The sequence below is a fragment of the Nocardia sp. NPDC059195 genome (genome assembly GCF_042754695.1).
Classification (GTDB): Bacteria; Actinomycetota; Actinomycetes; order Mycobacteriales; family Mycobacteriaceae; genus Nocardia.
The window spans coordinates 51,578-62,988 of the sequence record NZ_JBHZBG010000037.1 but is presented as its reverse complement, the minus strand read 5'-3'; the positions used below and the strand labels follow the sequence as shown (position 1 = coordinate 62,988).

Genomic DNA, 11,411 nt, shown 5'->3' with positions numbered 1-11,411 from the left:
GGTACTGCACTCGACAGGGTGTGGGAGAGTAGGACACTGCCGGAACATCATTGCGAAAGGCCCTCAACCATTGGTTGGGGGCCTTTTTGCGTTCCGAGGACCGTCGCCTACAGTGCTTTGGGTGCGCCTCGTCATTGCTCGTTGCCAGGTCGACTATGTCGGTCGACTGACCGCCCACCTCCCGATGGCTCGCCGGCTGTTGCTGATCAAGGCCGACGGGTCGGTGCTCGTGCACTCCGACGGCGGCTCCTACAAGCCGCTGAACTGGATGAGTCCGCCGTGCTGGCTGGTGGAACAGGACGTCCCGGACGCGATGGTCGCCGAGTTGCCCGACGGTGTCACACCACTGCGGGAGGGGCAGACGCCGGAGCCGGTGATCGCGAAGGCGCTGTGGGTGGTGACCAACAAGGCCGGCGAGGAATTGCGGATCACCATCGAGGAGATCGAGCACGATTCCTCGCACGAACTCGGTGTCGACCCCGGTCTGGTGAAGGACGGCGTCGAAGCGCATCTGCAGGAGCTGCTCGCCGAACACGTGACGAAGCTCGGGGAGGGGTACACCCTGGTGCGACGCGAGTACATGACCGCGATCGGCCCGGTGGACCTGCTGTGCCGCGATGCCGACGGCGCCACCGTGGCCGTGGAGATCAAGCGCCGTGGTGACATCGACGGTGTCGAGCAGCTCACCCGCTACCTCGAACTGCTCAACCGCGACCCGTTGCTGGCGCCGGTGGCCGGGGTGTTCGCGGCGCAGCAGATCAAGCCGCAGGCGAAGACGCTGGCCGAGTACCGTGGAATCCGCTGCCTCACGCTCGATTACGACGAGCTGCGTGGCACGGAGAGCAACGTTTTCCGCCTGTTCTAGGAGGAAGTGGGATGCCGCGACGTAAACCACGCACCGGACGTCCTACGGGGCCCGCGCCGATCGGCGACGTCTACGGCCGCACCGAGGACGGTCCCGGTGACGAAACCTATATCGTGCGAACCGTTCCCGGTGCCCGCGCGGTGAAGACCTATCGGTGTCCCGGCTGCGACCACGAGATCGCGGTCGGGGTCGCCCATATCGTCGCCTGGGCCGCCGAGGGCGGCGAGGATGACCGAAGGCACTGGCATCAGGGTTGCTGGAACGGCAGACGCACCCGCGGCATCACCCGCCGCTGGTCCTGACGCGCCTGGCTCTCAGAGAACGAAAACCGAAGGCCGCCTCGATGATTCGAGGCGGCCTTCGGTTTTCCAGGTGAATGTCGTGACGAGTCCGACAGACTGATTAGTTAACGTCGGCGCTCTCGCGGTCCTCGTCGACGATGTCCTCGTCGGCGACCTCCGGGATGGCCTTGTTCTGGCGCGAGCTCGACACCGACTTGTTGCCGTTGTTGCTGATCGACTTGCGCTCGGGAGTGCCGTCGAGCAGTTCGCTCTCGCGGTTGACCGCGGCGAGCATGGCGGGCACGGAGTCGAGCTGACCGCGGATTCCGAGCAGCTGGGCGAGCACCCGGCCGCGCAGCACGCGCATCTCCTCGGCCAGTTCCTTCGCGTGCGCGATCTTGCGCTCGGAGGTCTGGGTGGCGGAGCTGATCAGGCGGTTCGACTCGTCGGTCGCGTCCTTGATCCGCTGAGCGGCCTCGGCACGACTGGTGGCCTCGAGCTCCTCCATGGCACGGGTCAGCTTGGTGCGCCGATCGTTCATGGTGGCCTCGAAGTCCTGCTGGGTGGCCTTGCGCTTGGCCTCGGCCTCCTTGCCGAGACGTTCCACATCGGCCTGGGCGGCCTCGATGATCTTGGCGGACTCGGTGCGCGCGTTCGCGAGGGTCTGCTCGAACTCGATCTCGAGCGCCTCGCGCTTCTCCTTGGTCTCCGCGAGCAGCGACTCGTACTTGCCACGCATCTCGGTGGCCTGCTGCTCGGCGATCGACACCATCTCGGCGGCTTCGGCCTGCGCCAGCGCGCGAACCTCGGACGCTTCGTCCGAGGCAAGGCGCAGCATGCGCGAGATACGGTCGGACATGCCTTCGGCGGTGGTCGGCGGCACGGAAAGCCGGTCGACCTCCTTGCGGAGCTCGTCGATCTCGTCACGTGCATCTTCCAGCTGGCTGGCGAGATTGCGGGCCTGCGCGGCGGCAGCATCCCGGTCGGTGGCGGTGACGCGGAGCTCAGCGTCGAAGCGGTCGAAGTAGTTGCGCACCTCGTCTTGCGCATAACCCTTGCGCACAACGGTGAAGGGCAGTGCAACGAAGCGATTGCGATCGGACTCAGGTGACGACATGGCACACAAAATACAGCCTCGAGCGAGGCTATGGAGACTCGACCGTGATTGTGATCTCGCCGAGATTTACCGACAGTACCGGCGTACTAGTGCGTAACATCCGGGTTCGGCTCCACGAGCTCGACCAGCACACCGCCAGCATCCTTCGGATGGATGAAATTGATGCGGGAATCGGCCGTCCCGTGGCGAGGGGCTTCGTACAGCAAACGCACGCCGCGCCCGCGCAGGAAGCCCGAAACCGCCTCGATATCGGTGACCCGGTAGGCCAGCTGCTGCAGTCCGGGGCCGCTGCGGTCGATGAACTTGGCGATGGTCGACTCGGGGGTGAGCGGGGCCAGCAACTGCAGGGCGGTCGCGCGGTCGGCGGCGGCGGGGCACGACAGCATGGCCTCCACGACGCCCTGGGCCTCGTTCACCTCGCGGTGGGTCTCGACCATGCCGAGATTGTCGGTGTACCAGGCCACCGCGGTATCGAGGTCGGGCACGGCGATGCCCACATGGTCGATGGCGATGACGTAGTCGGCGGGGATGAAGTTCTCATTGGTCACCCCACGAAGCTAGCGCTTGTCTGTGCGAGTGGGGAGCCCGCCCGCGCGTTGTGCACGGCCGCAACGTAGACGCAGGTACGCCGACCTGCGTGCCGGGCGCGGGCCGATACCGGTTACCGTGGAGGTCAACTCCTGAACCCGTGCGGCGATGCCGCCTGCGTCCGGCGAGGTTCGACTCAATGAATGCGAGGCTTTCGTGACCACTTCTGTCATCGTGTCCGGTGCGCGCACCCCGGTCGGTCGGCTGCTCGGCGGTCTGAAGGGCTTCAAGGCCTCGGATCTGGCCGGTGTCGCGATCAAGGCCGCGCTCGAGAAGGGCGGCGTCGCGCCCGAGCAGGTCGACTACGTGATCCTGGGCCAGGTGCTGCAGGCCGGTGCGGGGCAGCTGCCCGCGCGTCAGGCGGGCATCGCCGCGGGCATCCCGATGGATGTGCCGTCGCTGCTGATCAACAAGGTCTGTCTGTCGGGCATCAACGCGATCGCGTTGGCCGATCAGCTGATCCGCGCGGGTGAGCACGAGATCGTGGTCGCCGGTGGCATGGAGTCGATGAGCCAGACCCCGCATCTGCTGCCCAAGAGCCGTGAGGGTTTCAAGTACGGCGACACCACCCTCGTCGACCACATGGCCTACGACGGCCTGCACGACGTGATCACCGACCAGGCCATGGGCCTGCTCACCGAGGATCGCAACGACCTGGACAAGGTGAGCCGCGAGGAGCAGGACGCGCTGGCCGCGGCCTCGCACCAGCGCGCTGCCGCCGCGTGGAAGAACGGGCTGTTCGAAGACGAGGTCGTGCCGGTCGCCGTGCCGCAGCGCAAGGGTGACCCGGTCTACGTGACCGAGGACGAGGGCATTCGTGCCGACACCACCGTCGAGTCGCTCGGCAAGCTGCGTCCGGCCTTCCGCAAGGACGGCACCGTCACCGCGGGCACCGCCTCGCAGATCTCCGATGGTGCGGCCGCGGTGATCGTGATGAGCAAGGCCAAGGCCGAAGAGCTCGGGCTGGAGTGGATCGCCGAGATCGGCGCCGCGGGCCAGGTCGCCGGTCCGGATTCGACCCTGCAGGACCAGCCTGCCAACGCCATCCTCGCCGCGTGCGCGAAGGAGGGCATCACGCCCGCCGATCTGGACCTGATCGAGATCAACGAGGCGTTCGCGGCTGTCGGTGTGTCTTCGACCCGCAAGCTCGGCTTCGACCCGGAGAAGGTCAATGTCAACGGTGGCGCCATCGCTATCGGGCACCCGCTCGGCATGTCCGGCGCGCGCATCCTGCTGCACCTGGCGCTGGAGCTGAAGCGCCGCGGTGGTGGCGTCGGTGCTGCCGCGCTGTGTGGTGGTGGCGGTCAGGGCGACGCGCTGATCATCCGCGTGCCTGCCTGATCCTGTTCGGTCACGAAAGCCCTGGTACTCCTCGCGAGTACCAGGGCTTTCGTTGTGACCGGTCCAACTACGTGGTGTCGTAGATCATGCTGCACAATGGGTGGCATGGGTTTCTTCGATTTGCGGTCTACGGCCAGTCGGTTTCGGTTCTTCGCGGTGCTCGAGGCGCTGTCCTGGATCGGGCTGCTGACCGGTATGGCGTTCAAGTACCTGCCCGCGGAGGGCAACGAGATCGGCGTGAAGATCTTCGGACCGGTGCACGGTGCGATCTTCGTGCTGTTCGTGATCATGGCGCTGCTGGCCTCGCGTGAACTGAACTGGAACTGGAAGACCACGCTGCTGGCGCTGGCGTCGAGCATTCCGCCGCTGTTCACCGTGATCTTCGAGGTCTGGGCAGTGCGCACCGGTCAGCTGGGTGAGTTGAGCGCCGAGGCGAGCAAGGGCTCCGCGGCTGCCACCTCGACAGCTTCATGACAAACTGGAAAGCGTGACTCGACCCGCTGCCCGTCGTCCTTCCCCCACCGCTGCCGCCGCCATGTCCGGCGCGGTGGATCTGTCCGCGCTGAAGCAGCCGCCCGCCGCACCCGGCGGTGCCGCTGCTCCGGCCTCGGGGAACCACACGGTTACCGAGGCGGATTTCGAAGCCAAGGTGATCCGGCGCTCGACGCAGGTGCCCGTGGTGGTTGTGCTGTTCTCGCAGCGCAGCGCGGGCAGCGTCGAGCTGGTTCGCACGCTGGAACGGTTCAACGTCGAAGACCGCGGTGCCTGGGATCTGGCCGCCATCGAGGCCGAACCCAATATGAACATCGTCCAGGCGCTGCGTGTGCAGGGCATTCCGACGGTGATCGCGGTGGCGGGCGGGCAGCCGCTGGCCGATTTCGAAGGCGCGCAGCCGGACCCGCAGGTGCGGCAGTGGCTGGACGCGGTGATGGACGCGACCGCGGGCAAGCTCGAGGGCGACCCCGACGCGGCCCCCGCCGAACCCGAGGTCGAGGACGACCCGCGCTTCGTCGACGCGGAGGACAAGCTGTCCGAAGGTGACTTCGCCGGCGCCGAGGCGGCCTACGAGGCGATCATCGCCGAGGAGCCCGGCAACGAGGAAGCCAAGGCGGCCCTGCGTCAGCTGCGCTTCCTGACCAGGGCCCAGCAGCTCGACCCGGCCGTGGTCGCCACCGCCGACGCCGACCCGGCGAATCTGGACGCCGCACTCGACGCCGCCGACATCGAAATGTTCGAGCAGCGCCCCGAGGCGGCCTTCGAGCGGATCATCGCGATCATCAAGCGCACCGCGGGTGACGACCGCACCACGGCCCGCACCCGCCTGCTCGAGCTGTTCGAGCTGTTCGACCCCGCCGAGCCCTTCGTGATCGCCGCCCGGCGCAAGCTCGCCGCCGCCCTGTACTGATCGCATCGTCGGCCGTCCCGACTGAACTGCCGGGGCGGTCCCCACGTATTTCTCGATAGACCCGCGGCGCCCGTCGCGAGCTGACTCGAGGAGTACCTCATGACTTCACTCGACCACTCGGCCGCGATGGATCAGGCAGACGTGGAAGCCTTCGCGGCGAAGATGATCGGGGTGCTCGATCAGGCGAGCACCGCGTTGATGATCAGCATGGGCCACCAGGTGGGCCTGTTCGACACGATGGCCACCCGTCCCGGCGCGACCAGTCCACAGCTCGCCGCAGCCGCGGGCCTCGACGAGCGGTACGTGCGCGAATGGCTCGGCGCGGTCACCACCGCCGCCATCGTGGACTACGACCCGGCCACCTCGACCTACACCCTGCCGCCCGCCCACGCGGCGTGCCTGACCAGAGCCGCCGGACCGGATAACCTGGCCCGCCTCATGCAGTTCATCTCCCAGCTCGGTGAGGTGGAGCCGAAGATCGTCGAGCGTTTCCGCGTCGGCGGTGGCCTGTCGTACGAGGATTACGGACGGTTCCACGCGCTGATGGCGGAGGAGAGTGCCGAGGTGTTCGATGCCGCGCTGCTCGACGTGATCCTGCCGATGGCGCCTGGCTTGCCCGAACGACTGCGGGCCGGCATCGATGTGGCCGACATCGGCTGCGGCAGTGGGCATGCCGTGAATCTGGCGGCGCGGGCCTTTCCCGCCAGCCGGTTCACCGGATACGACTTCTCCGAGGACGCGGTCGAGGTGGGTGCGGCCGAGGCGGCCGCGATGGGCCTGACCAATGTCGAGTTCGCTGTGCACGACGTCGCCGAGCTGCATAGGCCCGAATCTTGCGATCTGATCACCGTTTTCGATGCCATTCACGATCAGGCGCACCCGGCGCGAGTGCTCGCCAACATCGCGGAAGCGCTGCGGCCGGGTGGGGTCTTCCTGATGGTCGACATCCACGCGTCGAGCATGCTCGAGGAGAACATCGACCTGCCGCTCGGCCCGTTCCTCTACACCGTGTCGACGATGCACTGCATGTCGGTTTCGCTCGGTCAGGGTGGCGATGGGCTCGGCACGGTCTGGGGTGAGCAGCGCGCGCTGTCGATGCTGGCCGACGCGGGATTCACCGATGTGCTGACCCGGTACGTGGACGGCGACCCGCTCAACACCTACTACATCGCGCACAAGGGTTGACCTGGTTGGCGGTGCTACGGTCGAAATATGGCGTCCAAGAATGATATTCAGCATCGGATTGTCACCGCGTTGCAGCGGCGGCTGAATCCGATCCTCGGCAGGCTGCCAGGTCAGCAGCTGCTCGAGACGGTCGGACGGGTGAGTGGGCAGCCACGGGTCACGCCGATCGGCGGTCGGCGCGTCGGCGACGAGTTCTGGCTGGTCTCCGAGTTCGGGGATCGTTCGCAGTATGTGCGCAACATCAAGGCCGACAACTCGGTCCGGGTGCGCCTCGGCGGACGCTGGTACCCGGGGAGCGCCGTGCTACTGCCCGACGACGATGCGCGGGCCAGGCTGCGGCAGTTGCCGCGCTACAACAGCACCGCGGTGCGGGCATTCGGTACCGACCTGCTGACGATTCGGGTCGACCTGGAGCGTTGAGCGCACCTCCGGCGCAGGGATGCTCGGTTGTGCGCGAATCAGGGGTTCGAGGACAGCCAGAGGGCGCTGTGGGGGGCCATGGTGACGGTGGCCGAGGCAGGGTGGCCGTGGCTGGGAGTGTTGCCCGCGGTGACGATGCCGAGGTTGCCGATGCCGGAGCCCGCGTATTCATGGGCGTCGGTGTTGAGGATCTCGTGCCAGGAACCGGGGTGGGGCAATCCGATGCGGTAGTTCTCGCGGGTGGAGCCGGAGAAATTGAAGATGGCCGCCACCGCGCTGCCGTCGGTGCCCCAGCGGAGAAAGGCGAAGACGTTGGCGGTGCTGTCGTCGGCTTCGATCCAGGAGTGGCCACCGGGGGTGGCGTCTTGCGTCCAGAGGGCGGGGTGGGCGGTATAGGTGCGGTTCAGGTCGGCGACCATGGTTGAAATGCCCAGGTGGAGTGGGTTTTCCAGCTCGTGCCAGTCCAGGCCGCGGTCGTTGTCCCATTCGCGGAACTGACCGAATTCCTGGCCCATGAACAGCAGTTGCTTGCCGGGGTGGGCCCACATGTAGGCGAGTAGGGCGCGCACGCCACCGGCCTTGGCGAAGTCGTCGCCGGGCATGCGGGTCCACAGCGTGCCCTTGCCGTGCACGACCTCGTCGTGGCTGATCGGCAGCACATAGTTCTCGCTCCACGCGTAGACCAGCGAGAACGTCATCTCGTTGTGGTGCCAGGAGCGGTGGATCGGGTCGCGGCCCAGGTAGCCGAGGGTGTCGTGCATCCAGCCCATGTTCCACTTCATGGTGAAACCGAGGCCGCCGACGTCGGTGCCGCGGGTGACGCCGGGCCAGGTGGTCGACTCCTCGGCGATGGTCACCACGCCGGGATGGGCGCCGTGCACGGTGTCGTTGAGTTCTTGCAGGAACTCGACCGCTTCCAGATTCTCCCGGCCGCCATAGATATTCGGCTCCCAGCCGCCCTCGGGGCGGGAGTAGTCCAGGTACAGCATCGAGGCGACGGCGTCCACGCGCAGGCCGTCGAGGTGGAACTCCTCGATCCAGAAGGCGGCATTGGCGACCAGGAAGTTGCGGACCTCATTGCGACCGAAGTCGAAAACGTAGGTGCCCCAGTCGAGTTGCTCGCCACGACGCGGGTCGGGGTGCTCGTAGAGCGGGGTGCCGTCGAAACGGGCCAGTGCCCATTCGTCGCGGGGGAAGTGCGCGGGGACCCAGTCCAGCAGCACCCCGATGCCCGCGTTGTGCAGGTGGTCGACGAAGTAGCGGAAGTCGTCGGGGCTGCCGAAACGTGAGGTCGGGGCGTAATACGAGGTGACCTGGTATCCCCATGACCCACCGAACGGGTGCTCGGCGACCGGCAGCAGTTCGACGTGGGTGAATCCGGTCGCGCGCAGGTAATCGGCCAGCTGGTGGGCCAGTTCGCGGTAGCCGAGGCCGGGTCGCCAGGAACCGAGGTGGATCTCGTAGGCGCTCATGGGGGAGCGGACCGCGTCGGTTTTCGCGCGCTGGTCGAGCCAGTCGCTGTCGGTCCAGACGTGGTCGGCGCGGGTGACCACCGACGCGGTCGCGGGGGGTACCTCGGTCGAAAAGGCAAGGGGATCAGCGTGATCCACGACGCGACCGTCGGCACCATGGATCCGGAACTTGTAGCGCGTGCCCGGTCCGACGCCGGGCACGAACACCTCCCACACCCCGGAACCGCCCAGTGCGCGCATCGGCGCCGAGGTGCCGCTCCAGTGGTCGAAATCGCCGAAGACGGTGACACCGCGGGCATTCGGTGCCCACACCGCGAAGGAGGTGCCGTCCACCTCGCCGTCGAGAGTGGTGTAATGGCGTGGGTGGGCGCCGAGTACCTCCCAGAGGCGGGTGTGCCTGCCTTCGCCGATGAGGTGCAGGTCGAATTCGCCGACGGTGGGCAGGAAGCGGTAGCCATCGGCGGAGATCACGGTCTGGCCGCCCGGGTATTCGGCACGGACCCGGTAGTCGTCGATCTGCGGATAGGGCAGGACGGCGTCGAAAATGCCGTGGCCCAACGACTTCAGCCGATGTTCGGACTCGCCGACGAGCACCGTCACCGTGTCGGCGTGGGGGCGCAGGACTCGGACCGCGGTGCCGTCGGCATGGGAATGTGCCCCGAGGACCGTGTGCGGGTCGGGATGGGTGCCCGCGGCCAGCAGCAGGAGATCGCGGCGCTTCATCACAGTGTCTCGCGGTAGGCCAGCGGTGCGCGGGCGGCGGCGGGAACTGCTGGCAGCGACAGGATGTGCGCGACCGCGCGCGCGGGGTCGAGGCGAACGAAATTATGCTGGCCCCAGTGGTATTCCTCGCCGCTGATCTCGTCGAAGACCACCGGGTGGTCGTGCCATTCGCGGCCGATCGCGGGGAGGTCGAGCGAAATGTGGCCCTGCTCAGCGGCATAGGGGTTCAGGTTCACGATGACAAGGACCGCGTCGCCGGTGACCGGGTCGATCTTGGAGTAGGCGATCAGCGCGTCGTTGTCGACGTGATGGAAGTGGATGCAGCGCAACTGTTGCAGCGCGGGGTGATTGCGACGGATCTCGTTGAGGCGGGTGAGCCACGGTTCCAATGATTCGCCGCGTTCGAGGGCGCCGGCGAAATCGCGGGGACGCAGTTCGTACTTCTCCGAGTCGAGGTATTCCTCGCTGCCCTCGCGGACCGCCTCGTGTTCGAACAGTTCGAAACCGGAGTACACACCCCAGGTGGGGGACAGGGTGGCCGCCAGGGCGGCGCGGATGGCGAACATGCCAGGGCCGCCGTACTGCAAGCTTTCGTGCAGGATATCGGGGGTGTTCACGAACAGATTCGGTCTGGCTTCGTCGGCTTTGGCGGCGATCTCGTTGCCGAACTCGGTGAGTTCCCACTTGTGCACGCGCCAGGTGAAATACGTGTACGACTGGCTGAAACCGCGGCGGGCCAGGCCGTAGAGGCGGGCCGGGCGGGTGAACGCTTCGGACAGGAAGATCACGTCGGGGTCGGTGCGGCGCAGCTCCGTGATCAGCCACTCCCAGAAATCGGCTGGCTTGGTGTGCGGGTTGTCCACACGGAAGATGGTGATGCCCAAGGAGATCCAGTGCCGGACCACGCGCAGGATCTCGGCGTAGAGACCGTCGGGGTCGTTGTCGAAGTTGACCGGGTAGATGTCCTGGTACTTCTTCGGCGGGTTCTCGGCGTAGGCGATGGTGCCGTCGGGGAGGGTGGTGAACCACTCCGGGTGGGTGGCGACCCAGGGATGGTCCGGGGCGCATTGCAGGGCCAGGTCGATGGCGACCTCGAGGCCGAGAGTGGTTGCCTCGGAGACGAATTCGACGAAGTCCGCCTCGGTGCCGAGGAGCGGGTTCACAGCATCGTGTCCGCCGTCCGCCGAGCCGATGGCCCAGGGGGAGCCCACGTCGCCGGGCTCGGTGGTGAGCGTGTTGTTGCGGCCCTTGCGGTTGACCTCGCCGACCGGGTGGATCGGGGGGAGGTAGACGATGTCGAAGCCCATGCCCGCGATGCGGGGGAGTTCGCGCGCCGCCGTGGCGAAGGTGCCGTGCACCGGGTTGCCTTCGGCGTCGCGGCCGCCGGTGGAGCGGGGGAAGAACTCGTACCAGGACCCGACCAGGGCGCGGCGGCGTTCGACCAGGACCGAGAACTGGGTGCCGCGGGTGACCATCTCGCGCAGCGGGGTGGCGCGCAGGATCTCGGCGACCTCCTCGGAGAACGCGGGGGCGACCCTGGCCGGGAGTTGTTCGTCGCCGCGCAGGGCGGTGGCGGCGGCGCGTAGGCGTTCGAACTGCTTCTTCGGGACGGCTTGGGCGGCGCGTTCGAAGAGGATGGCGCCGGTTTCCAGATCGTTGGCCAGGTCGGCGGCGGTCTGGCCGACGGACAATTTCGCTTCGACGGCCGAGCGCCAGGTGGCGACGGGGTCGCTCCAGCCTTCGATGCGGTAGGTCCACACGCCCGGGGTGTTGGGGGTGAACAGGGCGTTGAAGACGTCGGGTTGGTAGTCGGGGGACATGCGGATACGGGTGATCCGGGACGAGCCGGGGGCTCGGACGGCCAGGGTGGCGGCTACCGCGTCGTGACCTTCGCGCCAGACGACGGCGCGGACGGGAAACACCTCGCCGACTGCGGCTTTGGCCGGGCGGCCGCCGGGGATGGACGGGGCGATGTCATCGATGGCAATCCGGCCGGTCACTCGGCTAACTTACT

11 protein-coding genes are annotated in these 11,411 nt (G+C 67.3%); 7 read left to right on the top strand and 4 right to left on the bottom strand.

Translation table 11 applies throughout. The features are described from left to right. Window positions 1-121 precede the first annotated feature (121 nt). Window positions 122-865 (top strand): endonuclease NucS, encoded by a 744-nt coding sequence (nucS, locus tag ACFXKN_RS30530; protein ID WP_378973498.1) that lies wholly within the window; start codon window positions 122-124, stop codon window positions 863-865. 11 nt (window positions 866-876) lie between these two features. Further along, on the top strand, window positions 877-1,167 hold the full coding sequence (locus ACFXKN_RS30525) for an ATP/GTP-binding protein (RefSeq protein ID WP_378921592.1): 291 nt from the start codon (window positions 877-879) through the stop codon (window positions 1,165-1,167). 100 nt (window positions 1,168-1,267) lie between these two features. On the opposite strand, the gene ACFXKN_RS30520 is transcribed toward ACFXKN_RS30525, so the two are convergent. Next, window positions 1,268-2,263, bottom strand: coding sequence for a hypothetical protein (locus ACFXKN_RS30520; RefSeq protein ID WP_084473310.1), 996 nt, complete (start codon window positions 2,261-2,263; stop codon window positions 1,268-1,270). An 86-nt stretch (window positions 2,264-2,349) separates the two neighbouring features. Next, window positions 2,350-2,811, bottom strand: coding sequence for a methylmalonyl-CoA epimerase (gene mce / locus ACFXKN_RS30515; RefSeq protein WP_378973508.1), 462 nt, complete (start codon window positions 2,809-2,811; stop codon window positions 2,350-2,352). Between the two features lie 196 nt (window positions 2,812-3,007). Between mce and ACFXKN_RS30510 the strand changes: the two genes are divergently transcribed. From ACFXKN_RS30510 to ACFXKN_RS30490, 5 genes are all read left to right on the top strand, one after another. Further along, entirely contained in the window at window positions 3,008-4,192 is a 1,185-nt protein-coding gene (locus ACFXKN_RS30510; RefSeq protein ID WP_378973515.1) for an acetyl-CoA C-acetyltransferase, read from the top strand. Window positions 4,193-4,297: 105 nt separating this feature from the next. Next, window positions 4,298-4,666 carry a DUF3817 domain-containing protein gene (locus ACFXKN_RS30505; protein WP_378973521.1) on the top strand — a complete coding sequence of 123 codons (369 nt, stop codon included), beginning with the start codon at window positions 4,298-4,300 and terminating at the stop codon, window positions 4,664-4,666. Window positions 4,667-4,727: 61 nt separating this feature from the next. Further along, window positions 4,728-5,597, top strand: a complete 870-nt coding sequence (locus tag ACFXKN_RS30500) for a tetratricopeptide repeat protein (protein WP_378973814.1) — start codon at window positions 4,728-4,730, stop codon at window positions 5,595-5,597. A 99-nt stretch (window positions 5,598-5,696) separates the two neighbouring features. After that, a complete protein-coding gene (locus ACFXKN_RS30495; protein ID WP_378973527.1) occupies window positions 5,697-6,782 on the top strand; it encodes a class I SAM-dependent methyltransferase in 1,086 nt (361 codons plus the stop codon). A 27-nt stretch (window positions 6,783-6,809) separates the two neighbouring features. After that, on the top strand, window positions 6,810-7,202 hold the full coding sequence (locus tag ACFXKN_RS30490; protein ID WP_378973538.1) for a nitroreductase/quinone reductase family protein: 393 nt from the start codon (window positions 6,810-6,812) through the stop codon (window positions 7,200-7,202). 38 nt (window positions 7,203-7,240) lie between these two features. Here the strand turns inward: ACFXKN_RS30490 and glgB are convergent, their stop codons facing one another. Both glgB and ACFXKN_RS30480 read right to left on the bottom strand, forming a co-directional pair. Continuing rightward, complete coding sequence (gene glgB, locus ACFXKN_RS30485; protein WP_378973546.1) at window positions 7,241-9,397, bottom strand: 1,4-alpha-glucan branching protein GlgB; 2,157 nt, start codon at window positions 9,395-9,397, stop codon at window positions 7,241-7,243. Continuing rightward, window positions 9,397-11,397 (bottom strand): maltotransferase domain-containing protein, encoded by a 2,001-nt coding sequence (locus ACFXKN_RS30480; RefSeq protein WP_378973554.1) that lies wholly within the window; start codon window positions 11,395-11,397, stop codon window positions 9,397-9,399. Before ACFXKN_RS30480 ends, glgB begins: the two co-directional genes overlap by 1 nt. Window positions 11,398-11,411: the final 14 nt, after the last annotated feature.